Annotated in this window: 23 protein-coding genes; 20 read left to right on the forward strand and 3 right to left on the reverse strand. The window is 50.8% G+C overall.

Annotation, left to right across the window (positions count from 1 at the left end; translation table 11 throughout):
* Window positions 1–84: 84 nt before the first annotated feature.
* The 5 genes from LQV63_RS01480 to LQV63_RS01500 all read left to right on the forward strand — a co-directional run bounded on the left by LQV63_RS01480 (window position 85) and on the right by LQV63_RS01500 (window position 4220).
* Window positions 85–930, forward strand: a complete 846-nt coding sequence (locus LQV63_RS01480; RefSeq protein ID WP_233695411.1) for a GNAT family N-acetyltransferase — start codon at window positions 85–87, stop codon at window positions 928–930.
* 85 nt (window positions 931–1015) lie between these two features.
* On the forward strand, window positions 1016–1258 hold the full coding sequence (locus LQV63_RS01485; RefSeq protein ID WP_019424918.1) for a hypothetical protein: 243 nt from the start codon (window positions 1016–1018) through the stop codon (window positions 1256–1258).
* Between the two features lie 782 nt (window positions 1259–2040).
* Complete coding sequence (locus LQV63_RS01490; protein ID WP_019424920.1) at window positions 2041–2535, forward strand: cation:proton antiporter regulatory subunit; 495 nt, start codon at window positions 2041–2043, stop codon at window positions 2533–2535.
* 131 nt (window positions 2536–2666) lie between these two features.
* Complete coding sequence (locus tag LQV63_RS01495) at window positions 2667–3926, forward strand: cation:proton antiporter (RefSeq protein ID WP_233695412.1); 1260 nt, start codon at window positions 2667–2669, stop codon at window positions 3924–3926.
* Window positions 3927–4055: 129 nt separating this feature from the next.
* Entirely contained in the window at window positions 4056–4220 is a 165-nt protein-coding gene (locus LQV63_RS01500; RefSeq protein ID WP_019424922.1) for a hypothetical protein, read from the forward strand.
* A gap of 145 nt (window positions 4221–4365) precedes the next feature.
* On the opposite strand, the gene LQV63_RS01505 is transcribed toward LQV63_RS01500, so the two are convergent.
* Window positions 4366–4758 carry a MaoC/PaaZ C-terminal domain-containing protein gene (locus LQV63_RS01505; RefSeq protein ID WP_233695413.1) on the reverse strand — a complete coding sequence of 131 codons (393 nt, stop codon included), beginning with the start codon at window positions 4756–4758 and terminating at the stop codon, window positions 4366–4368.
* Window positions 4759–5188: 430 nt separating this feature from the next.
* On the opposite strand from LQV63_RS01505, the gene LQV63_RS01510 reads away from it, so the two are divergent.
* From LQV63_RS01510 to coaD, 3 genes are all read left to right on the forward strand, one after another.
* On the forward strand, window positions 5189–5776 hold the full coding sequence (locus LQV63_RS01510) for an NAD(P)H-dependent oxidoreductase (RefSeq protein ID WP_233695414.1): 588 nt from the start codon (window positions 5189–5191) through the stop codon (window positions 5774–5776).
* A gap of 157 nt (window positions 5777–5933) precedes the next feature.
* The gene (gene rsmD / locus LQV63_RS01515; RefSeq protein WP_407672865.1) at window positions 5934–6554 is read left to right on the forward strand and encodes a 16S rRNA (guanine(966)-N(2))-methyltransferase RsmD; all 621 of its coding nucleotides are present in this window, start codon (window positions 5934–5936) and stop codon (window positions 6552–6554) included.
* A gap of 42 nt (window positions 6555–6596) precedes the next feature.
* Entirely contained in the window at window positions 6597–7112 is a 516-nt protein-coding gene (gene coaD, locus LQV63_RS01520; RefSeq protein WP_233695416.1) for a pantetheine-phosphate adenylyltransferase, read from the forward strand.
* Between the two features lie 34 nt (window positions 7113–7146).
* On the opposite strand, the gene LQV63_RS01525 is transcribed toward coaD, so the two are convergent.
* Window positions 7147–8415, reverse strand: a complete 1269-nt coding sequence (locus LQV63_RS01525) for a nucleoside recognition domain-containing protein (protein ID WP_233695417.1) — start codon at window positions 8413–8415, stop codon at window positions 7147–7149.
* A 185-nt stretch (window positions 8416–8600) separates the two neighbouring features.
* Between LQV63_RS01525 and LQV63_RS01530 the strand changes: the two genes are divergently transcribed.
* Entirely contained in the window at window positions 8601–9644 is a 1044-nt protein-coding gene (locus LQV63_RS01530) for a YlbL family protein (protein WP_233695418.1), read from the forward strand.
* Between the two features lie 136 nt (window positions 9645–9780).
* Here LQV63_RS01530 and LQV63_RS01535 read toward each other — a convergent pair whose 3' ends face one another.
* Window positions 9781–11076, reverse strand: coding sequence for a nucleotidyltransferase (locus LQV63_RS01535; RefSeq protein ID WP_233695419.1), 1296 nt, complete (start codon window positions 11074–11076; stop codon window positions 9781–9783).
* A 221-nt stretch (window positions 11077–11297) separates the two neighbouring features.
* Here LQV63_RS01535 and LQV63_RS01540 point away from each other — a divergent pair, with 221 nt between their 5' ends.
* The 11 genes from LQV63_RS01540 (at window position 11298) to smc (ending at window position 22857) form a co-directional block, all read left to right on the forward strand.
* Window positions 11298–11813, forward strand: a complete 516-nt coding sequence (locus LQV63_RS01540; protein ID WP_019424931.1) for a YceD family protein — start codon at window positions 11298–11300, stop codon at window positions 11811–11813.
* A gap of 46 nt (window positions 11814–11859) precedes the next feature.
* Window positions 11860–12033 (forward strand): 50S ribosomal protein L32, encoded by a 174-nt coding sequence (gene rpmF / locus LQV63_RS01545; RefSeq protein ID WP_019424932.1) that lies wholly within the window; start codon window positions 11860–11862, stop codon window positions 12031–12033.
* Between the two features lie 240 nt (window positions 12034–12273).
* Complete coding sequence (gene fapR, locus LQV63_RS01550) at window positions 12274–12894, forward strand: transcription factor FapR (protein WP_019424933.1); 621 nt, start codon at window positions 12274–12276, stop codon at window positions 12892–12894.
* The gene (gene plsX / locus LQV63_RS01555) at window positions 12878–13876 is read left to right on the forward strand and encodes a phosphate acyltransferase PlsX (protein WP_233695420.1); all 999 of its coding nucleotides are present in this window, start codon (window positions 12878–12880) and stop codon (window positions 13874–13876) included. The genes fapR and plsX overlap by 17 nt, the downstream gene beginning before the upstream one ends.
* 10 nt (window positions 13877–13886) lie before the next feature.
* Window positions 13887–14873: a beta-ketoacyl-ACP synthase III gene (locus tag LQV63_RS01560; RefSeq protein WP_019424935.1), complete on the forward strand. Its 987-nt coding sequence runs from the start codon at window positions 13887–13889 to the stop codon at window positions 14871–14873.
* Window positions 14874–14888: 15 nt separating this feature from the next.
* Entirely contained in the window at window positions 14889–15815 is a 927-nt protein-coding gene (fabD, locus tag LQV63_RS01565) for an ACP S-malonyltransferase (protein WP_019424936.1), read from the forward strand.
* An 89-nt stretch (window positions 15816–15904) separates the two neighbouring features.
* Entirely contained in the window at window positions 15905–16651 is a 747-nt protein-coding gene (gene fabG, locus LQV63_RS01570) for a 3-oxoacyl-[acyl-carrier-protein] reductase (protein ID WP_233695421.1), read from the forward strand.
* Window positions 16652–16759: 108 nt separating this feature from the next.
* Window positions 16760–16996 carry an acyl carrier protein gene (gene acpP, locus LQV63_RS01575; RefSeq protein ID WP_019424938.1) on the forward strand — a complete coding sequence of 79 codons (237 nt, stop codon included), beginning with the start codon at window positions 16760–16762 and terminating at the stop codon, window positions 16994–16996.
* 126 nt (window positions 16997–17122) lie between these two features.
* Entirely contained in the window at window positions 17123–18361 is a 1239-nt protein-coding gene (fabF, locus tag LQV63_RS01580) for a beta-ketoacyl-ACP synthase II (RefSeq protein WP_233695422.1), read from the forward strand.
* Window positions 18362–18373: 12 nt separating this feature from the next.
* Window positions 18374–19072: a ribonuclease III gene (gene rnc / locus LQV63_RS01585; protein ID WP_019424940.1), complete on the forward strand. Its 699-nt coding sequence runs from the start codon at window positions 18374–18376 to the stop codon at window positions 19070–19072.
* 212 nt (window positions 19073–19284) lie between these two features.
* Window positions 19285–22857: a chromosome segregation protein SMC gene (gene smc / locus LQV63_RS01590; RefSeq protein ID WP_019424941.1), complete on the forward strand. Its 3573-nt coding sequence runs from the start codon at window positions 19285–19287 to the stop codon at window positions 22855–22857.
* The last annotated feature ends 14 nt before the right edge of the window (window positions 22858–22871 follow it).

Below are 22871 nucleotides of genomic sequence, written 5' to 3' on the forward strand. Positions count from 1 at the left end.
TAGTTGTAACTCTATTATACCCTTTCGGGACTTTTGCGGCGCAGACGAGCGTCGAAATTTTAGCGTGGAAAAGGAAGTGAATATATGCAGCTGCAGCACCTGCAAGTACGGGATCGGTCCTTGGCAGAGCGGATGGTGCATCCGGATAGCGACGTTATGTTTGCCGGCATTCTGGCAGGCGATCATCCAGGCGAAGTATGGGTGGATGACACGGAGGAGCCGAAGTTGGCTTTCGTATGGTCTTATGGACTAGGCAGCTTTTATATGACGGGAAGGGATGAAGCCGGCTTTATTGCCCGATCATTCGACTCATTTATCGAAAATGAAATTATGCCTTTTCTTAAAAAGCAGGATATACATTGGATTGAGCTGTCCGCAGATAGAGAAGAGTTCTATGTGTCGATTCAACAAGCGCTGAGGAACATAGAGCTTCAACAGGACTGGCAATTCGTGTACAAGGATCAGCCGCTGATAGCGGGCGAGACGCTGGGAACAAAGAAGGTTGCGATTCCGCCACATTACAATGTCGTAGAAATGAATCATGAATTCATTACTTCCGTGACAGTAGGAAAGATAGGGAATGCAGACTTTTTGATCCAATATATGTTGCCGTTTTGGGGCACGATGGAACAATATTTGGCCAAGGGCTACGGGTGCGCAGCATTGACAGAACGTCAAGAAATTGCAAGCATTGCAGTCAGTACGGTCCAGTATGGCGGCTATCACAATATCGGAGTGGAGACGTTGGAGCCGCATCGTCGTCAAGGTTTATCCAGTGGCCTGGTTCAGCTGCTGCTGCAAAGGTACCGCAGGCACGGCATTCAACCTTGGTGGGATTGCATGGAGGAAAATACAGCCTCGCAGCGGACCGCGGAACGGGCTGGCCTGTCCCTTGCATTTCGGTATAAATTGTTATGGTTCCGCTTCTGAACGGCTACAAATGCGGTTACGAAATGTAGGGTTTTGGGTTATACTATGGGAAGAAAGGCATACCAATCTAAGGGAGGGGTAGAAAATGAGTCATTTCACTATCAATCTCACACAAATTGGTGGCGCTTATCAACAAGGCGATTGGAAGCTTGTCGACTCCATTTATTCAAGCGCCAGACAACGCATCTCCCAAGGTGGTTCCATTCTTTTACAAAGAGACGTGCCGAATGGCCCTTCCATCATGGTAAGGAAGTTTGAGCAGTCAGAAGAACTGGAAGAGTGGATTCGGCATATGGAAGAAGAATACTGCCTTGCGGAACCTTATTGATGGTAACGAATGTAATAAAGCGATTCGGCCGCTGATGATTCAGCGGCTTTTTTGTCGCAGTCATGCCATGTTCAATGCGAAGCGGTAGGGGACCAGCCTATCCTGTGTGCTTATCTGCCTTGATCTGTGCGGTCGGACATGATAACCTATATCATATAGGAAAACTTACGATTTACCGGAATCTACATGACTTCAGGAGGTGCGCGTATGGCAACAACCCATTTGATTCAGAGTAGGCGAAGCCATATTAGCTTTTTGTTTATTATACTCCTGCTGTTGTTTTCCGCTTTCACTCCTTTTGTCGCGGAAGAAGACCGCGCATTCATGAACGGATCCTCGAAGTTGGTCAAAAATTTCAGCGAACACCGATACACGGCTACTGTCCGGTGCACTACCGCCTTGAAACATCTTTTGATCCATAAAATGGCGTTGATGTTCGTTATCTTCTCCATGTTTTTTATAAAAAAGGTCTCCTTCCCACTATTGCATTTTCACACCCGTTTTTCAGTCTTAATGAAGCGCTTATTTCTTATGCCCATCAAATTCACCTCGACGTACGTGATTTGTTCCCGTTAATTAATTCGATCGTCTCTTCATAGCCGCACTTGCGGGACTTATGTTCCGATTCGACACAAGCGAGGGCTTCGTTGGGGTCATTGATCCTGTTCATTTCTACTATGCGAGTATTTTCGTGCGTTTTAGCATTCAAGCTTTATATTATTAAAGTTATTTATTTCACAATAGCTCATTGTGCAAATCACGACATGTTGGAGGTAATTGCATTGAATATACGTGAGTCTGATCTGCCTGGAATCGGCCGTAAATACCAGATTGAATCCCGTAACGGAGATATGTTTGTCGTTATTATCCATGATGACGGACGCAGGGAAATATATCATTTTGATCGTCATGATTCGGAAGAAAGCGTGTCGATGGTGTCGCTCGAGGATGACGAGGCCAGACAGATTGCTGGAATCATCGGCGGAATGACCTATAAGCCGAAGGCGTTGGAAACCGTTGAAGTGGCATTGGACGATTTAATTATTGAATGGTACAAGATCGAATCCCATGCCAAATGTGTCGGCAAAACGATCGGGGAGATGAAAGTCCGCGAAACAACCGGGGCTACCATTATCGCCGTCATTGAAAAAGAGCAGGCAAAACAGATTAATCCTGGGCCGGATTATACGTTTTCTGCCTATTCCACGCTTGTCGTAGCCGGGGAAAGGCAGAATCTTAAGCTGCTCAAGCAATTGCTGCTGAGCGGAAACGAATAAATACGGACAGCATTCGGGAGCTAGTAAGGCAGCTGCCATGCTGCATGGTTTAGTTTTCCCTATCGTGTAACAAGGTTCGGGGCGAACGTCTCGAGAGTACTCGCGTCTAAATCTTCGAAATAGGGGGAAACATGGATACGATAATATTTGAAGTAGGTCTTGCGATCGCGTTAATCGGACTTGTTGGTGTCATCGCAACCAAGCTCCGTTTTTCGGTTATCCCATTTTATATTCTCGTCGGAATGGCTGTGGGGCCGCATGCCCCTCACTTTTGGATTTTTGACTTCCGCTTCATTGAGAGCTCCGTCTTTATTGATTTTATGGGCCGGATGGGCGTACTCTTTCTGCTCTTTTACTTAGGTCTGGAATTCTCGGTCGGGCGTCTCATCAAGTCAGGCAAGTCCATCGTCGTGGGCGGCATCTCTTATGTTGCCATCAACTTCGTGTCAGGGCTTCTGCTTGGCTGGCTCATGGGCTTGCCCCTTCCCGAAACGCTCGTCATTTGCGGTATCATGACCAGCTCTTCCACGGCCATTGTCGCCAAAGTACTGGTTGATTTAAAGCGGACTGCCAATCCGGAAACCGAAATCATTATGGGCATGATTATGTTTGATGATTTGTTCATCGCGATTCATATGTCCATCTTGTCCGGACTCGTATTGAGCGGGGCTGCCTCGTTCACGGGTGTGCTGCTGACTTCTTTGTCCGCGCTCGCTTTCATTTTATTATTTATTATTTTGGGCAGGAAAATCGTGCCTGCTATCGACAAAGTATTGAATGGCAAGTCTTCCGAATTGTTCTTGCTTCTTGTGCTGGCCTCTTTATTTCTTATTGCAGGCTTTTCGGAAACGCTGCACGTGGCGGAAGCGATCGGGGCGCTATTGGTCGGGCTCGTTCTGGCAGAGTCCACACATGTGAAACGGATTGAGCATCATGTGATGAACTTCCGTGATTTCTTCGGCGCCATGTTTTTCTTCAGCTTCGGTTTGACCATCGATCCTTTGTCCTTAGGCGGGGCGATCGGAATGGCTGTCGTTGCCGCTATTCTGACGATTATCGGCAATATTATTTCCGGTATGTTGGCTGGCCGTGCGGCAGGAATGTCCACGCGGGCATCTGCCAATATTGGGTTTACACTTGCTTCACGCGGTGAATTCTCGATTATTATGGCGAACATCGGCAAGGCGGGAGGATTGCTGCCGGTCGTACAATCCTTTGCGGTGATGTACGTCCTCATTCTCGCAATTTTAGGTCCGCTGATGACTAAAGAGTCAAAGACGATCTACAATTTTTGCCATAAAAGCGTACAATGGGGAAATTCAGTCGTCTCGCGGAAGAAGAAGCAAGGCAAGCAGCAAGAGAAAGGGAACGAAACGGAAATAGACAATTAAAGCACTTATGAAATACAAAAAAAGCTCCGGAGCAATCCGGGGCTTTTTTTTGTATTTCATTTCTATGCGGGCCGCCATGTGAAATAATGGAGTGAAATGATAACGATATGAACAGGCAAGGAAAGAGAAATGAAGTACTATGTCTGTTACAAAAATAGACGGATTCTGGGCCCGATGACGAAAGAAGAAGCGATCCAGCAATTGTTCGAGCTAAAAGGAACATTCAAGCGTTTATACGTCCTTATTGTCGATGAGAACGGGAAAGCAGTTGGGCGGATTGGACGGAAACGTTAAGGTACGCAGGTCAAGTGACCATGTATCAGCTTACGCAACTGCTGCATATTAACGTGAGGAAACGATGGAGGTCTCATTAACAACAAGTGTGGATAGTGATTTGCAGCCAAGTTGAGGGTTATCGGGAGTCGATACCTGTTGATAACTACTTAATTTTCAATTCGTCTCGTATTATTCCGTGACTCGTTCCTATCAGCACTTCTTTGCCATGTTGATTACGATAAACTGACTTTAGAGCTACCTTTTTAATTCCTTCCATTTGTTCAACGCTTGTGAGAGTTATCTCACAGGTAATCGTATCTCCGGTAAAGACAGGTCTTACAAATTCACTAACCATTTCTCTTGCGATGTAATTTAAATCCCCACCAATTTTAGTTCCAATACTTGCAGTAAATAAACCGTGAACCATTAAACGCCCCTTTTCATCACGCTCCACATGATGCTTTCCTTGGTCACCTGAAAGATGCGCGAATTGTAATGTTTCTTCCTCCGTAAAGGTTCTTTCCCAAGTAAAGACATCACCAGCTCTAATGTCCATTTTATCTCCTCCTTATCAATCTAATATTCATTTTTTACCTTACCATAAAAATTTAGGGAAATGAATGCTGATTGATATCTTCTATTGGTCCCAATATTATGATTTTTGTGTTTAGCAAGAAGTGATGCATTTCGATTTACAAGGGGGTTTTACAAAAATAAATTGGGCGCCCCTTTCGGGACGCCCTCATGGGAGAGGAGAAACCGGACGAAGAGCTTATGGGGAAACGTAAGTCTTCTCCGCGGTTGTCTACGACATACAATGATGTCGATACTTTAATGATTGCCCGTCTGGCGAAAAATATACATGCTTTTTCGTTAAGTTGGTTTATTTTTATGTTTGCTTCAATAAAACCTCCCCGGGATTGACATCCTAACTTTGTTTGCGGCATGCTTGCCGTATTCCAATTGAATGAAGAAGGAGACTGATCATGAACCATCTTATCTTATACGCCCATCCGAATCCGAACAGCTTCAACCATGCTATTCTCGAGACTGTGCAATCCGAGCTTGCCCATCAAGGCCATGAAGTGCGAGTCCGGGATTTATATCAATTGAAATTCAACCCGGTTCTGTCTGGGGATGACTTTGTTGCATTTCAACAAAACCGGCTGCCGGCCGATATTGCAGAGGAACAGCAGCATATTACGTGGGCGGAGCATATCGTCGTCATCTATCCAGTATGGTGGGCCGGACTGCCGGCAATATTGAAGGGATATATCGATCGGGTGTTCAGCTATGGGTTTGCGTATAAATACGGGGAACAAGGAAATATCGAACAGCTGCTGAACGGGAAAGCGGCGCTGCTCATTTCGACGCATGGAAATTCAGAGGAAAATTACCGCCAGAACGGCATGTATGAGGCGATGAAAAAGACGTCAGATTACGGTATTTTTGAATTTGTCGGCATGAAGGTATTGGCGCATTCATTTCCCGCATCCGTCACGACGGTAGACGATGCTGCGCGCAAAAGCATGCTGAGTGAAGTGCAGCAATTGCTGAAGCAATTGCACGCATAGGGAAATACCTTGCTTGGAACTCTTTCTGGAACGGTGCAGAAAGAGTTTTTTATTTGGGAAGCAGCCATATGCAAATGCTTTTCCTTTTTCAAAAAGAGGGGAAATGTGATACGATAAACGTCGAAAACATGACCACACATCATGTAAATAAAGTGAAATGCACAGCAAAGAACGGGTGAAGTCATTGAGAGTAATATCAGGAACGGCAAGAGGCCGTTCGTTGAAGCCGGTGCCGGGCATGGGAACGCGTCCGACTACTGATAAAGTAAAAGAGGCGTTGTTCAGTATGATCGGTCCGTATTTTGACGGGGGACATGCGTTGGATTTATTCGCTGGTACAGGCGGATTGGGTATTGAAGCGGTTAGCCGTGGAGCGGAAATGGCGATCTTTGTCGATAAAGATCCGCGAGCGGTTGAAGTCGTGCAGCATAATGTGGAGGTTGCGGGCATGAAGGAACAGTGTGAAGTGTATCGCAACGATGCGCGGCGCGCAATCAAAGCATTAACGAAGCGTGGCATCCAGTTTCAATTGATTTTTCTAGATCCGCCCTATCGATTAAAGGATGCTGACGAATTGCTTATGAGCATGTGGAACGGCGGCCTTATCGCGCGCGATGCAACGATTGTGGTGGAACATGATGCCAGACATCAGTATCCTTCGTCAGTCGGTCCTCTATATGTGTGGAAGCTGGCTGATTATGGAGAAATCGCACTGACGATGTACAAAATATCGGACGATGCTCCGGTCGATGCATCGCAAGCGGTTCTGCTAAATTAAGGAACAACGAACAAGTAGCTATAGGGAGGAGCAGGTGAGCATATGACAGACATGATAGAGTACGCACATCAACCGCGAATTGCGGTATATCCGGGAAGCTTCGATCCGGTAACGCTCGGGCATATAGATATTATTCAGCGTGCGTCGAAGCAGTTCGACAAGCTTATCGTCGCTGTATTGAACAACTTAAGCAAAAATCCGCTATTTAGCGTAGAGGAGCGGAAAGAGCTGCTGCGTCAGGTAACACGCGACATGCCGAATGTAGAGATCGACAGCTTTCGCGATTTGCTCGTCAACTATATGGAAGACAAGCAGGGGCATGTTATCGTGCGCGGCATCCGTTCTGTGACCGATTTCGAATATGAACTGCAGATGGCGTCCACGAATCAGAAGTTGAATCCTCGGGTGGAAACGATATTTATGATGACGAACCCGAAATTTTCGTATTTAAGCTCCAGCATGGTCAAGGAGATCGCGCGCTTTAGCGGAAATGTAAGCGAAATGGTAACTTCAGAAGTAGAAGCAGCGATGCGATTAAAGTATAAAGATTTTGTATAAGAGGTTGAATACGACTATGAGGATGGCGCGGATCTTATCGACGGTTACTAATCCACCGCAGCATGCGTGAGACCGCTATGAAGCAGAGCAGCAGCAAGCCAAGCCCAGGAATGAGCACGAGTGATTGTGACCAGCCTGTATAAGCGGCTAAAGACGTTAACTTCTCGTGTATAAGAGATGATGCGGGCACAGCGCTCGAACTCGACGCGGCATTGGACAAGTCTGGCAAGTTTTCAAACGCCGATAACGCTGAATCCGAATCATGGAACAAGGCTTGCAAAGGCCACCATAATACATAAGTCAGCAGATAGGCGGCAACTGCATGAACAATACGAGAAGCGAGGAAGCGCATGTAACGCAAGTCAGTACCCTTCATTAGGCTGTGGACTTGCATATGAGCGCTTACGCCGCTCCATGCGATGACGGCACCCAGTAGTGCTGTCTGGAATAACGTCGATTGAAATGCAGCCGAGCCGAACGTATAGGCGCCCAAATTCACCTCCAACAGACCATTCAGCATGAAGCTGCCGAGCTCCTGCGGAATTGCGATGCGCAGCACACGGATAATGACGGAAAAAATCATCATATATCCGCCAATCATCATGAGCGTCTGCACGGCGGAGGTGACGGCGTCACCGAGCAGCTTGCCGAAGGGCCGTCCATCCTGGCAGTGCGCAAGTTCCATTGCATCGAGCATGCGACGATAGAAGGGCAGCCGTTTGGAGCGACGGAGCTCGCTAACGCTAACCGACTTCGGTTCGGGATGAAAAGCGTCGGTTGACCGCAATATAAACATGGCAAGGATAGCGGACGCCCAATGCACGATCGCAATAATGAGACCCACTTCCGCCTGCTGCACGAAGCCAACACCGACGACAGCAATCATAAAGATCGGGCTGCTCGCATGAGATAATCCTAGCAGTCTTTCTGCTTCACGACGAGTGAGGGCTTGTTGCTTGCGCAGCCGGATGACGGCTTCCGCGCCGGCAGGATAACCTGCGGTCCAGCCGACAGACCACGCCCAGCCGCCGACACCTGGAAGCCGGAACAATACACGCATTAACGGGTCTAGGAGAACGCCCAGCCCGTGGACGAATCCATAGGCGATAAGAATTTCGGATAATACCAGAAATGGGAGCAGTGCAGGAAATATAATATTCCACCATACTTTTAGGCCTTGCAGAGAGGCTTGAAATGCTTGATCGGGATAAGAAACGATACAGAGCACGAGCAGAACAGCTGTGCCTCCCATGACAAGCGTAAACAGCGGGTGTTGGGTAACGGACGAGCGGAATGAGAACATGATGTTCACCTCTCTTCAGGAAATCGGGGTTACGTCAAGACTTAAGAAGAACGGATGCACAAAAAGATAGGAAATTAGATTTCTTCATCATGTTTACGCCATAAGGACGGGCATTAGACCAGATTTGTACAAAGCCGTGTCGCTTGAATGGAGTAACGGTGAAAGCAGCAAGGGAGGTTGGAGTGATGCGAGAAGAGACGATGCAGCATGGCAACAAGCCGCAACGGCCCCGGATGCATGGCTGGAAGTGGTTCTTTGCCGGACTCCTATTCGTGTATGTCATGGTATATATGCCAACGCCTTATGTCGTATTTACGCCGGGCAGCGCCGAAGAAGTGAAGCCGATGGTTAGCGTAAAGGCAGGAGACGAGGCCGAGGCAGGGACGTTCATGTTGACGACCGTGCGCCGGACGTATGCCAATATTGCTATGTTAGTGTGGAAGGCGTTCGATCCGAATGCCGAGTTCGGTAAAAAAGAGGAGTCTCTTCGCGGGCGCACCGAGCAGGAGTATGCGACCGAGCAGATGTTCAATATGAGCAATTCCCAGCTTGGCGCGGTGCTGGCAGCCTATAATCACTTAAACATACCGTACAAATTGGAGTCGCAAGGCGTTTATGTCGTCTCCAATGATCCGAAGCTTGCCCACAATGAATTGCAGACGAACGACCGCATTTTGGAAGTGGGCGGAGTGAAGGTCGATGAATTTGCTGATTTGCTGCAGGCGCTGCAGGGACGTAAGGCAGGGGAAACATTGCAGGTCAAGGTACAGCGCGGCAAAGAAACCAAACTCGTAAATGCTACGCTGGTTGAAATCCAGGATGGCAATGACCCAAGCAAGAAGCGAGTCGGACTTGGTCTTTATTACGGGGAGAAAAAGGATGCGGTTCCAACTGACCGCAATAAAACCGTAACATTTAAAGAAAGCGATATAGGAGGTCCTTCTGCAGGACTTATGTTCACGCTGGAACTGATCAACCGGCTGTCGCCGGGCGATCTGACCCAAGGCCACCGCATTGCAGGAACCGGAACAATCGATCTGGAAGGCAATGTCGGCCCTATCGGTGGGGTGCGCCATAAGGTTGTAGCGGCCGATCGGGAACGAGCCGAGCTATTCTTGGTGCCGGAAGGCAACTACGAGGAAGCGCAGGCGAAGCTGAAGAAGATGAACACGAAGATGAAGCTCGTTCCTGTCCGGACGCTGCAAGATGCGCTTCAAGCCATCGAATAACTCGGACCAGTGAAGCGACGGAGTAGTCAAAAACAAAGTCGAAATCAAATTGTAAATGACCGAACAGTTCGGAGTAATAGGCAGGTTAAGAAGACAGGCGGTTGGCATAGAAGCCTACCGCCTGTCTTACGCACAGTTAGATCCGGCGCGGTGCCTCATAGTAGTCCCGAAAGGCGGCACGCGTATTCCAGGGGGCGAAGGCGTTCGCGTATACGGCGGTTGCGCGCGTGTCGGCTGGTAAGCCGGAGACCCCACCGAGGCCGGCATTCTCGCGGTTGACGCTCAAGACGACGGGGAGCTCGGCTCTCTTTTTCATACGCTTCAGCAGCATCTGGCCTTGAGCGCTAAAGCCAAGTACCCGGATGTAAGAAGGGCCTTGAGCAATGGCATCCGGTCCAAAGTGAAACTTGTCGTGATGAAGCAAAATATGGGTAAGCGTACGTTGTAATTTTGTACGTGTATACCGCTTCGTCTTCAATTCATTCAGCAGCGACTCGACGCTCGGCTCCCTCAAGTGCTGCAGCGCATGCTTGATACGGTGCTCCAACCCTTCCGTCACCTCGAGATGCTGAGCCAGCGCTTCGGGTGACAGCATATGGAGCCGATATAGAAGCTCGCGCACAAACCGATCCCACCCCATGGGAGCTCTGCCGTCTGCCGTGTCCCGCTCCAATATTTGCAGCGTTGGCTGCGGAATATAAGGGGCGCATGCTTGCACACTTCCCGTCTCTGCCCACAGGCGTCGAAGTGCTGTAGCGCTCGCAATCGGGTGATCGGATACGTTCGCATCGTGGTATCCGGCTTGCTGTCTCCCGATCGTGAAGGGTTCGATGTCGCTCTGAAGCCGGCGTAAAGCGAGCATGTAGTGCAGACCGAGCGAATTGTTGGGCTGTGCGATCCAGTCCATATCGGTGCCGATTGCGGCTTCCGCGGAATGCAGAGGTGCGCCCTTCTTCGAGTCTTCCGTGGCGCCGTCTATCAGCGCGCGTCCTGCGGCGCAGGCGTATGCAGCGGGGTAGCTGCGTCCCGACTTCAGTTCCTCCCGCAAGCGGCGGGCAAAGCCTATTGGCTCCTTCACAAGCGCGGCGACCGCTTGTTCGATTGGGCGCAAGTCGCCTTGCTCGCTGCCGAAGCAGAGCGCGTCTATGACCCCGGTCGCCTGCAGCGTCGCCACAGAGCCATAGGCGAACCACTCCGCAGGCTGAACGGAATAGGAGACAGGCAGCTCCAGTACGAGATCGACGCCGTTGGCAAGCGCCATCTCCGTGCGCGCCCATTTGTCAGCCAGCGCCGGTTCGCCGCGCTGCAGAAAATGACCGCTCATGACGGCGACCACTGCATCGGCGCTCGCACATTTTTTGGATTGTTGGAGATGATATAGATGACCATTGTGCATTGGGTTGTATTCCACAACAATTCCGACCGTTCTCATTCACGTCACTTCCTTTCAGGCGCAGAATGCGGTAATATGGTATCTCAATGGGATGTGTTTCACGGCAATCCGTTCGCAATATCAATCAAATCATACCACGGATTAGCGAATTTCAATAGAAACTGAGCTTACCTGTCCCTAAGAAACTGTCAAACGAATTTGGTTGACAAAGCATGACGTTAATCGCTATAATTAATTTTGTTTGTTTGGAGTGATGATATATGGAATTTCAGTTCCGAGATGTTGCCGTAAAAGGACAGGAAACGCATGTTCAATCGACGTTTGTCGCTGATGACATTGCGCGGAATCGCAATGACGTTTCCATTTCTAAGCCGGTTGATGTCGACTTGACGGTGAAAGCGGAAGGCGACGGAAGAGTTGGTGTACATGGTCAACTGACCGCTACACTGGAACTCGTATGTTCTCGTTGCTTATCGACATTTACCGAAACCTATGTCATTCCGTTTGATGAGCAATTTAAGCTGACGGACTCTACTGATCTTCCTGCGGAAGGCGAGGAGGACGATGTCATTTCGGTGACAGCAGACCTTATCGACTTACAGCCTTATGTGGAAGAGGCGCTCGTGATCAATTTGCCGTACGCACCGTTGTGTGTCGAGACGTGCAAGGGGCTGTGCCCGACATGCGGCACGAACCGCAACGAGCAATCGTGCGATTGTCGCAATGAGCGTATCGACCCGAGACTCGCGGGGTTACAAGATTTCTTTAAGAAATAGCAGCTGACAGTAGAAGTGCATGTAACTTGGGTAAGGAGGTGTAAACATGGCAGTACCTCAAAGAAGAACGTCCAAAACACGTCGTGACAAGCGCCGTACGCACTTCAAGTTGTCCGTACCTGGCATGGTAAAGTGCGAGCAGTGCGGTGAATTGAAATTGGCGCACCATGTATGCAAAGTGTGCGGAACATACAAAGCAAGAGAGATTATCAAACAGTAATCGTATATCCATACGGGAAAAGGTAGTGCTTCATCACAAGTGAGGTGCTACTTTTTTTTGTTATTTCAAAAACTGGTCCTTTCTTTTAACGGCGTTTTTATATATACTACATTTAGTACCAGGTTCTAAACTGCGTTTCAAAGAGATTGTTCAAATCATGAAAAATGATTTACGATATACATAACGGATTTCATGTGGCGAAAGCTAACCGGAACCGAGATTAGGGTGCAAGAAACAAAGGTGGTGCGGGACATCGAACGTTTACCTAAACGAAAACGCCAACAGCAGTTGGTCAAAATCATTGAAGAGAACCCGTTCGTAACAGATCAAGAATTAACCCGCATGCTGAAGGTGAGCATCCAAACCATTCGTCTGGATCGAATGGAATTGGGGATTCCTGAACTGAGAGAACGATTGAAGTTGATGGCTGAACGTTCTTACGATCAAGTTCGATCCTTGCCGCTGCACGAAGTCATCGGCGACATTGTGGACCTGCAGTTGGATCGGAGCGGAATTTCCATCTTCGAAATTCGGGAAGAGCACGTGTTCTCAAGAACGCATATCGCCCGCGGACATCATCTGTTTGCGCAAGCCAATTCGCTTGCGGTCGCTGTCATTAATGACGAGATTGCGCTTACGGCTTCGGCAGACATTCGATTTGTCCGTTCGGTTAAGCTGGGGGAAAAGTGCATTGCCAAAGCTTACGTGCGTTCCATCTCAGGAAGTCGAAGCAAAGCGAAGGTCGAAGTATTCAGCTATGTCGGAGAAGAAATGATATTCCAAGGTCATTTTATCATTTACCGCTCAGCCAGTGCGATAAACGGTAGCGAAGGAGGAGACGAGCATGAGAATCGCCATTGATGCCATGGGCGGAGACCATGCACCGAAGTGCAATGTGGAAGGCGCCCTCGCGGCGGCGAAAGAGTGGCCCGACATTGAATTGCTGCTGGTCGGGGACGAAGGGAAGCTGTCGCCGTTGATGGCAACCCAGCTGTCCAATGTCCGCATCGTGCACGCTGCGGATACGATTAATGCAGATGACGAGCCTGTGAAGGCGGTAAGGCGCAAGAAGGAAGCCTCCATGGTCGTTGCCGGTCGAATGGTGCGCGAAGGCGAGGCCGACTGCATGATTTCTGCCGGCAATACGGGTGCCTTAATGACGACTGGCCTCTTAGTCGTCGGACGTATGAACGGTGTGGAACGGCCTGCCTTGGCGCCGATGATTCCGACGATGGACGGCCGCGGGGTGCTTGCGCTGGATTTAGGGGCCAACATGGATGCGAAGCCGGAGCATCTCGCGCAATACGCGCTTATGGGCAGCATTTACCGGGAGAAGGCGCACGGCATTGTGAACCCGCGTGTCGGGCTGCTTAACGTCGGAACGGAAGCGATGAAGGGAAATGAACTAACGAAGCTCGTCTACCCGCAGCTTGCTGAATTGCCGATTCACTTTGTCGGCAACGTCGAGGCCAGGGATGTGCTGGAGAGCAACTGTGACGTGCTCGTTTGTGACGGATTTGTCGGCAACGTCATGCTGAAATCGCTGGAAGGCACGGCGGGTTCGTTGTTCAGTGTGCTGAAGCAGGAATTTACCCGTTCTTGGTACACGAAGCTTGCAGCGGCTATCCTGATGCCGGGCTTGAAGCGTCTGCGCAAGATTATGGATTACAAAGAGCACGGAGGAGCTCCGCTGCTCGGATTGAATGGCTTGGTCATTAAGGCGCACGGTTCTTCGGATTCGCGCGCGATTGAAAATGCCATTCGCCAAGCGCGGATGGCGCTGCAGAACGAATTAATCCAAACGATTTCCATGGGAGTCGGAGGAAGCAATAGTGGAAAGTGAGTGATGCGTAATGAGTTTGCGTTCGGTTGGCATTATCGGTACTGGGAAATATGTACCCGAACGCGTGTTGACCAACAGTGATATGGAGAAGATGGTCGAGACGAGTGATGAATGGATCGTGTCCCGTACGGGAATTAAAGAGCGGCGCATTGCCGCGGAGCATGAAGCGACGTCGGATTTGGCATTTCATGCTGCCGAACAGGCACTTAAAGCAGCCGGTATTACAGCTGAACAGCTAGATTTGATTGTGGTGACTACCGTAACACCGGATACGACGTTCCCCTCGACGGCCTGCCTTGTTCAGGAGCGCCTTGGTGCCAAGCGTGCCGCTGCCTTTGATTTGTCCGCGGCTTGCTCGGGCTTCGTATATGGACTGGCTAATGCGAGCAACTTTATCGCGATGGGCATATACAAGTATGCACTAGTCATCGGTGCGGAATGCTTATCCCGGATTACGGATTACACGGATCGCAATACGTGCATCCTGTTCGGCGACGGTGCGGGTGCCGCTGTATTAGGGCCTGTCCCGGAAGGACGCGGGTTCAAGTCGTTCGTGCTTGGCGCGGATGGTGGCGGTGGCGAGCTGCTGAAGCTGGAAGCAGGCGGATCGCGCATGCCGGCTTCAAGTGAAACGGTTCAGAACAAGCGCCATTATATTTACATGAACGGTCGTGAAGTATTCAAGTTTGCCGTGCGCATTATGGGAAGCGCGGCGGAAGAGGCGCTTGCCAAGGCTGGCAAGACCAAAGAAGATATCGATCTTCTCGTCCCGCATCAGGCGAATACGCGCATTATCCATGCTGCGCTTGAGCGCTTGAACTTGCCGGAAGAGAAGTGCATGATTAATTTGCCGCGTTATGCCAACACATCGGCAGCATCGATTCCGCTCGCGCTGGCAGAGGCGGTCGAGGAAGGACGAGTCCGCGAGGGAGACACGATTCTTCTTGTCGGCTTCGGCGGCGGCTTGACTTGGAGCGCTTCGGTTATAGAGTGGTAAGAAGGAGTGGACAACATGGGGAAAATGGCATTCATCTTTCCAGGGCAAGGATCGCAAGCTGTCGGGATGGGTAAGGATGTATATGACGCTGTACCGGCTTCTCGCGCGGCGTTCGACACGGCTGAACGTGTGCTTGGCTTCCCGCTTAGCGAGATGGTGTTCGACGGCCCAGATAGCGATTTGAAGCAGACGGCCAATACGCAGCCAGCTCTTTTGACGACAAGCTACGCGCTATACAAGGCGTTCGCAGCTAAAGGAATTCAACCGGATTACGTGGCAGGGCACAGTCTGGGAGAATATAGCGCACTCGTCATTGCCGGCGTGCTCCGGTATGAGGATGCCGTTGCTATCGTGCGCCAGCGTGGTCAATTCATGGAACAGGCTGTACCGAGCGGACAGGGAGCAATGGCAGCCGTGCTTGGTGCCGAGCGCGAACGATTAGGTGCGCTCTGTGACGACATTACTGCCGATACTGCGCCTGTCGAGATGGCAAATGTCAACTGTCCGGGGCAAATCGTCGTATCCGGTTCGAATGCCGGAGTTCAAGCGCTGGTGGAGCGAGGGAAAGAAGCGGGCGCCAAACGCGTCATTCCGCTCGAAGTGAGCGGCCCATTCCATTCGACGTTGATGAAGCCCGCAGCAGAACGTCTAGGGGAGGCACTGCGTGATGTGACTATGCAGGACGCTCACATCCCTGTTGTCGCCAATGTGTCCGCCCGTCCTGAGCAGCAAGGAGAACGCATTCGGCAATTGCTTGTCGAGCAGGTATTCTCACCTGTACTGTGGGAGGATAGCGTTCGTTACATGATCGAACAGGGTGTCGATACGTTTGTTGAAATCGGTGCGGGTACGGTTTTGGCAGGACTTGTGAAAAAAATTGACAGATCCGTACGCGTTATTTCGATTAACAGCCTGGAAGCTATCGAAGCTTACGAATCTTAGTTGATAAAGCTTTGTAGCTAGCAAAAACAACAATCGGGCGCAGCCCGCTGCGGCGTGCGCCCGGAACCTGTCAAGGGAGGGAAATATCGATGTCCAGCTTGGAAGGCAAAGTTGCTCTCGTAACAGGAGCTTCGCGCGGTATCGGACGTGCTATCGCACTCAGTCTGGCGGAAGCCGGGGCAGACGTCGTCGTGAATTATGCCGGAAGCGAAGCTGCGGCTAACGATACGGCAGCGGCCATTGAAGCGCTAGGGCGCAAGGCGCTAACCGTCAAAGCGAACGTAGGCAAAGCGGAAGAAGCTGAGCAGCTTGTCAAGACGACCTTGGAACAGATGGGACGAATTGATATTCTGGTGAATAATGCCGGCATTACAAGAGATAATTTAATTATGCGTATGAAAGAAGAAGAGTTCGACCAAGTCATTGAAACGAACCTAAAAGGCGTGTTCAATTGCATTAAATCGGTCACTCGCCCGATGATGAAACAGCGCTCGGGACGCATCATTAATATTTCTTCCGTTGTAGGCGTAATCGGCAATCCAGGACAAGCGAACTATGTTGCGGCGAAAGCCGGCGTCATCGGCCTCACGAAGGCATCCGCGCGTGAACTCGCTTCCCGCGGCATTACGGTCAATTGTGTCGCTCCCGGTTTCATTGAAACCGATATGACAGACGCACTGCCCGAGGAGTATAGACAGCAGCTGCTTGCGCAAATTCCGCTCGCCCGCCTAGGTCAGCCGGAGCATATCGCCAAGACGGTGCGCTTCCTTGCTTCGGAGGATGCTGAATATATGACCGGACAGACAATTCATGTCGATGGAGGCATGTACATGTAGGGCTTTCCAGTCTATGAAAACATGGACTTTAAGCATTTTTTTGTTAGCCGTTTTAATATGGCAATTTAAAACGATTTCTCGTATAATACCAAAGAGGAGGTGAACCGGATGTCAGCAGAAGTGTTGGAGCGTGTAAAACGCATCATCATTGAGCGCCTTGGCGTAGATGAAGCGGAAGTAACGCTTGAAGCATCTTTTAAGGATGATCTTGGCGCTGATTCCCTCGATGTTGTGGAATTGGTGATGGAATTAGAAGATGAGTTTGATATGGAAATCTCTGATGAAGACGCAGAGAAAATTACTTCAGTTGGAGAAGTAGTGAATTACATACAATCTCATAAGTAAGCTTGTAAGAGTCCCGTTCTTCATTAGCGGGACTTCTCCTCATTATTAGATTATGTATGTTAATGCGTCGCAGGCGCGTACAATAAATAGAAGCACGGAACTGTATATAATAGAGGTGATTTCATTTTGAAGCACAGGGTTGTGGTGACCGGCATGGGCGTCGTAACCGCTCTCGGTTCGGACCTTGAAACATTTTGGAACAGCTTGCTGGAAGGCAAGTCAGGTGTATCCCGAGTCGAGGCATTTGATGTGACGGATTATCCGACGCAAATTGCCGCATCCGTGAAAGACTTTAATCCAGAAGCGTACATGGAGAAGAAGGAAGCGCGCCGAATGGACCGTTTTGTCCAATTTGCCGTCGCGGCCAGCAAGAACGCTTTGGAGGATGCAAAGCTGAATGTGAAGGAACAGACTGATCCGGATCGTGTCGGCGTTATTGTCGGCTCAGGTATTGGCGGTCTGGGAACTTGGGAAGAGCAGCATACGATTTTGATGGAAAAAGGCGTAAAACGCGTCAGTCCTTTCTTCATTCCGATGATGATCGCGAACATGGCTTCCGGTCAGGTGTCCATGAAAGTGGGCGCGCGCGGACCGAACACGGCGGCAGTGTCCGCTTGTGCGACAGGGACGCATTCCATCGGCGACGCTTACAAGATTATTCAGCGCGGCGACGCTGACGTTATGATTTGCGGCGGCGCAGAAGCAACGATTCGTCCAATCGGGATGGCTGGATTCTGTTCCATGCGGGCGATGTCTACGCGCAATGACGAGCCTGAACGCGCGAGCCGTCCTTTCGATGTCGATCGAGACGGGTTCATAATGGGTGAAGGCGCCGGCGTTCTCATTCTCGAATCGCTGGAGCATGCGTTGCAGCGCGGTGCGCGTATTTATGCGGAAATGGCAGGCTACGGCATGGGTGCTGACGCACATCATATGACTGAGCCGGATCCGACAGGGGCAGCGCTGTGTATGACACGCGCCATTCGCGATGCGGAAATGAAGCCGGAACAAATTGATTATATTAATGCGCACGGCACGTCCACGCCGGTTGGAGACAAATCGGAAACGACGGCGATTAAAAGCGCATTAGGGGAACATGCTTATAAGGTAGCGGTAAGTTCGACGAAATCGATGACAGGACATTTGCTTGGCGCAGCCGGCGGTGTGGAAGCGGTCATTTGCAGCTTGGCACTGACGCATGGTATCATTCCGCCAACGATTAACTTGGAGAATCAAGATCCTGAATGCGACCTGGATTACGTGCCGAATGTGCCGCGTCAAGCGGATGTGCAGGTAGCCATGTCGAACTCATTCGGATTCGGAGGACACAACGCTACGATTCTCTTGAAGAAATTCGAAGCATAAGGAGTCAGACTGTTGAGTGTAGAATTGAAGCAGTTACAGCAGAAACTGAACATTCATTTTCGTAACAGGCAGCTGTTAAAACAGGCGTTTACCCATGCTTCCTATGTAAACGAACATCGCTTCGGTCAGCACCAAGACAATGAACGCCTTGAATTTTTGGGCGATGCTGTGTTGGAGCTGACGGTGTCAGAATTTTTGTTTCATCAATGTCCGACACGGCCCGAAGGAGAATTGACAAAGATGCGGGCCTCCATCGTGTGTGAGCCTTCTCTCGTCAAATTTGCCAATCAATTGCACTTTGGCAAGTATGTGCTGCTTGGCAAGGGAGAAGAACTGACTGGTGGGCGAACACGTCCTGCGTTGTTGGCCGATGTCTTTGAGTCGTTTATCGGTGCGCTATATTTGGATCAAGGGTTAGAGGCGGCTCGAGAGTTTTTGCGCCGCCATATCTTCCCTCAGATCACGCTCGACGGCAAGCTGCAGACGAATGATTATAAGACGCAGCTGCAGGAGTTGACGCAGCATCACAATTTAGGCGCGCTTGAGTATCGTATCGTGGAGGAACGTGGGCCGGCACATGAGCGGGAGTTCGTATCCGAAGTTGTCATGGGAGAAGAATGTCTGGGTCGCGGTATTGGCCGTTCAAAGAAAGAAGCCGAACAACAGGCGGCGGCGCAGGCACTTGAGCACTTAATCATTCCGAAATTATAACGTACTGTAAAGGCCGGCGCTTCGTCGTCGGCCGGTTTCGCAGAAAGAGCAAAGAACAGCGCGCGGGACGAAGCGGAAGGCATTCCGTGTACAGGCTGGTTTTTGCTCTTTCTTTGTCCGAAGTTACGTTAAGCAACAAGACCGATAGCAAAAGAGAGCGTCGAACCGGAATAGCGATATGGTACAATAAACGTTGAGGTGATTGAAGAACGATGTTCTTAAAACGGTTAGAACTGGCGGGCTTTAAATCGTTCGCGGATCGGACGGAATTGGAGTTCGTTCAGGGAATTACCGGTGTCGTTGGTCCGAACGGCAGCGGAAAGAGCAACATCTCTGACGCCATCCGTTGGGTGCTGGGCGAGCAGAGCGCCAAATCCCTCCGGGGCGGAAAGATGGAGGACATCATCTTTGCGGGCAGCGATGCGCGTAAAGCGGTAAACGTAGGGGAAGTGTCATTGACGCTGGATAACAGCGATCAGGCACTGCCGCTCGATTTTAATGAAGTTACGGTTACCCGACGTGTTCATCGCAGTGGAGATAGTGAATATTTTATCAACAAACAGGCGTGCCGATTGAAAGATATAACGGAACTGTTCATGGATACGGGGATAGGGAAAGAAGCGTATTCCATTATCGGACAGGGGCGGATAGAAGAAATTTTGAGCACACGCTCGGAGGACCGCCGCGGCATTTTTGAAGAAGCTTCCGGTATCGTGAAATATAAATCCCGCAAACGGGATGCGAAGAAGAAGCTGGATGAAACGGAGCAAAATTTGCTTCGTATTCACGATCTGGTCGTTGAGCTTGAGGATCAGATCGGGCCGTTGAAGGAGCAATCCGAGAAAGCGCGTCATTATAAGCAGCTGCGGGAATGGTTGAAGACAAAAGAAATTGCCGTCTACGTCCATCAAATCGAGCAGCTGCATCTGTCTTGGCAGCAAGCGAACGACAAGCTGGCTGTGCTGAAGGAACGGGAGCTGGCGCTCTCGACGGTGGTGAGCGAGCATGACGCGAAGCTGGAAGTGCACCGCGTGGAGCTGCGTAAGCTGGAAGAAGAGCTCGAACGTTTGCAGACAACCTTGCTTCACTATAGTGAGGAGTACGAGAAATGTGAAGGTCAAGGGGAAGTGCTGCGTGAACGCAAGCGCAATCTGACGGCCAATGAGCAGCAGATGAAGTCGACGCTCTCGACGACGTCCGAACGGATGCGTGCCAAGCAGTTGGAAGTGCATGCCGTGCGGGAGAAGCTGACCGCGGTAGAGACGGAGCTTGCCGAGATCCGGCGCCATATTCATGCGGAAGAAGCGAAGCTGGTCGGTGTCGTGGGCGGGACGAGCTCAGACGCGGAAGAAAGCTTAAAGGGCGAGCTGCTTGAAATCATGAATCAAATGGCGCAGCAGCGCAACGATATTCGTTATTACGATCAGCAGAAGGAATCGCTGCAGAAACGTCTCGATAAGATGAAGCAGGGGCGGAACAAGCGCGAGCAGGAACAGAAGGATCTATGCAAGCGTATGGACGATACGAAGCGTCGAAGTGAGACGCTGGCGGATGATTTGGCATATATCCGCAATCGTTATCTGCAGGAAAGCGAGCAGTTGAAGAAGGATGAAGTGCTGCTTGACGAGACGCAGCTGGCTGCGCGGAAGTGGCAGCAGAAAGCCGACGCCTTAGTTTCCCGTCGCGATACGATGAAGGAACTGCAGAATGACTTTGACGGCTTCATGCTCGGAGTGCGCGAGGTGCTGAAGGCGGCACGCCGCCCGAATGGACTGCAGGGCGTTCATGGGGCTGTGGCAGAGCTCATTCGCGTTCCGGAAGAGCTGGAGACGGCAATCGAGACAGCGCTCGGTGCGGCATTACAGCACATCGTCATGGAGAACGAAGTGGTGTCCCGCACTGCGATTACATTTTTGAAGCAGCGTCAACTGGGGCGAGCTACGTTCCTGCCGCTTGACGTCATCCGCAGCCGTTCGATTCACGATACGGATCGCCGTATCGTAGACGGATTGGATGGCATGATTGGCGTAGCGGCGGACTTGGTCAAGACGGACAAGGCCTATGCCAACATTGTAGGCAGCCTGCTGGGCAACGTCGTCATTGCGGAGACGCTTGAGGATGCGAACCGCATCGCCGCGAAGCTGCAGTACCGTTACCGCGTCGTCACCCGCGAAGGGGACGTGGTGAATGCGGGCGGCTCGATGACAGGCGGCAGCTTGAACAAGAAGAGCGCCAATCTACTCGGAAGGAAGCGCCAGATTGAACAGCTGGATGCCGAGATTACAGAGACGGATAAGCAGCTCGTCAAGCTGACCGAGTCCATTACAGAATTGAAGCAGCGCACGACAAGCGGAGTCAAACGTCTCGATGACCTTCGGGAGCAGGGCGAGAGCAAACGTCTAAGCGAACAGCAGCTGGCAAGCGATCTGGCTCAACTGGAGAAGGAAGAGCGTCAGCTGGCGGAGACGCTTGAAATGGAAGGCCAAGAGCTTGCACACGCAACGGAAGAGATGGCTACGTTGGATGCGGGACGCCGGACGGCGGAAATACGCCTCGCTGAGCTGAAGATCGATGAGGATCGTCTGCACGTCTCCATTGAATCTGCGGAATCAGCGCGCAAGGCGAATGAGTCCGTGAAGGAAGAGCTGCAGACGCAGCTGACGGACATGAAGGTCCGGCAAGGGAAGCTGGACCAAGAAATGTTCTCCTTACAAGAGCAATTAAAGCGCGCAGAGCAGGAAGCGACTGCGTATGAGCAAGAATATACGCAGTTGACGCAAGGGCTCATTCAAGTTCAAATCGATCTGGAAACGGTCGAGCGCGAAACGATGAAGCAGACCGAGGATCTGAACCACTTCGGGGTTAAAAAGCAGGAAACTGGGAAGCAGATCGAATTCAAGCGTGCTGATCGTGCCCAATCCGTCCAGCGGCTTGAACTTGCGGAAAGCGATACGAAAGAGCAGCGTACGGAATTAAAGCAAGTGGAAGAGGCAATGCGCCAGACGGAGATTCAAGCGAACCGTCTGGATGTCGAACTCGATAATCTGTTGCGCAAGCTGAGCGATGAGTATGAAATCAGCTTCGAACTGGCGAAGCATCGCTATGCAGTGCCGGACAACATTGAAGCGGCGCAGCAAGAGGTCCGCGACTTGAAACGGCAAATTTCCGCTCTTGGCGAGGTCAACCTGGGCGCGATTGAAGAGTTCGAACGCGTGAACGAACGCTATCAATATTTGAGCAAACAGAAGGATGATCTGATCGAAGCGAAGACGACACTATATGAGGTCATTCGCGAAATGGACGAAGAGATGTCGAAGCGGTTCAAAGCGACCTTTGACGAGATACGCAAGCAATTCGTCGTCGTATTTTCGAAGCTGTTCGGCGGCGGTCGGGCAGATCTCGTCTTGATTGAACCCGAGAACATATTGGAGACGGGCATCGACATTGTCGCGCAGCCGCCTGGCAAGAAGCTGCAGAATCTACAGTTGCTGTCGGGAGGGGAACGCGCCCTTACAGCCATGGCGCTCTTGTTCGCCATTCTGCACGTCAAGCCAGTGCCGTTCTGTGTGTTGGACGAGGTAGAAGCGGCTCTGGATGAAGCGAATGTGACCCGTTTCGCACAATATTTGCGGGAATTTTCCGAGCAGACGCAGTTTATCGTCGTCACGCACCGCAAAGGCACGATGGAGGAAGCGGACGTGTTATACGGCGTTACGATGGAGGAAGGCGGCGTATCGAAACTCGTATCCGTCAGACTGGAAGATGATGAAGCAATTATTGCATAAGGAGCGGAGGAGCG

The sequence above is a fragment of the Paenibacillus profundus genome, from assembly GCF_021369635.1.
GTDB classification, from domain to species: Bacteria; Bacillota; Bacilli; order Paenibacillales; family Paenibacillaceae; genus Paenibacillus_B; species Paenibacillus_B profundus.

Excerpts from the sequence above, each read along its gene's own strand:
- LQV63_RS01480 (WP_233695411.1), top strand. The coding sequence starts at position 85 with ATGCAGCTGCAGCACCTGCAAGTACGGGATCGGTCCTTGGCAGAGCGG.
- LQV63_RS01485 (WP_019424918.1), top strand. The coding sequence starts at position 1,016 with ATGAGTCATTTCACTATCAATCTCACACAAATTGGTGGCGCTTATCAA.
- LQV63_RS01495 (WP_233695412.1), top strand. The coding sequence starts at position 2,667 with ATGGATACGATAATATTTGAAGTAGGTCTTGCGATCGCGTTAATCGGA.
- LQV63_RS01500 (WP_019424922.1), top strand. The coding sequence starts at position 4,056 with ATGAAGTACTATGTCTGTTACAAAAATAGACGGATTCTGGGCCCGATG.
- LQV63_RS01505 (WP_233695413.1), bottom strand. The coding sequence starts at position 4,758 with ATGGACATTAGAGCTGGTGATGTCTTTACTTGGGAAAGAACCTTTACG.
- LQV63_RS01510 (WP_233695414.1), top strand. The coding sequence starts at position 5,189 with ATGAACCATCTTATCTTATACGCCCATCCGAATCCGAACAGCTTCAAC.
- rsmD (WP_407672865.1), top strand. The coding sequence starts at position 5,934 with ATGCACAGCAAAGAACGGGTGAAGTCATTGAGAGTAATATCAGGAACG.
- coaD (WP_233695416.1), top strand. The coding sequence starts at position 6,597 with ATGACAGACATGATAGAGTACGCACATCAACCGCGAATTGCGGTATAT.
- LQV63_RS01525 (WP_233695417.1), bottom strand. The coding sequence starts at position 8,415 with ATGTTCTCATTCCGCTCGTCCGTTACCCAACACCCGCTGTTTACGCTT.
- LQV63_RS01530 (WP_233695418.1), top strand. The coding sequence starts at position 8,601 with ATGCGAGAAGAGACGATGCAGCATGGCAACAAGCCGCAACGGCCCCGG.
- LQV63_RS01535 (WP_233695419.1), bottom strand. The coding sequence starts at position 11,076 with ATGAGAACGGTCGGAATTGTTGTGGAATACAACCCAATGCACAATGGT.
- LQV63_RS01540 (WP_019424931.1), top strand. The coding sequence starts at position 11,298 with ATGGAATTTCAGTTCCGAGATGTTGCCGTAAAAGGACAGGAAACGCAT.
- rpmF (WP_019424932.1), top strand. The coding sequence starts at position 11,860 with ATGGCAGTACCTCAAAGAAGAACGTCCAAAACACGTCGTGACAAGCGC.
- plsX (WP_233695420.1), top strand. The coding sequence starts at position 12,878 with ATGAGAATCGCCATTGATGCCATGGGCGGAGACCATGCACCGAAGTGC.
- LQV63_RS01560 (WP_019424935.1), top strand. The coding sequence starts at position 13,887 with ATGAGTTTGCGTTCGGTTGGCATTATCGGTACTGGGAAATATGTACCC.
- fabD (WP_019424936.1), top strand. The coding sequence starts at position 14,889 with ATGGGGAAAATGGCATTCATCTTTCCAGGGCAAGGATCGCAAGCTGTC.
- fabG (WP_233695421.1), top strand. The coding sequence starts at position 15,905 with ATGTCCAGCTTGGAAGGCAAAGTTGCTCTCGTAACAGGAGCTTCGCGC.
- acpP (WP_019424938.1), top strand. The coding sequence starts at position 16,760 with ATGTCAGCAGAAGTGTTGGAGCGTGTAAAACGCATCATCATTGAGCGC.
- smc (WP_019424941.1), top strand. The coding sequence starts at position 19,285 with ATGTTCTTAAAACGGTTAGAACTGGCGGGCTTTAAATCGTTCGCGGAT.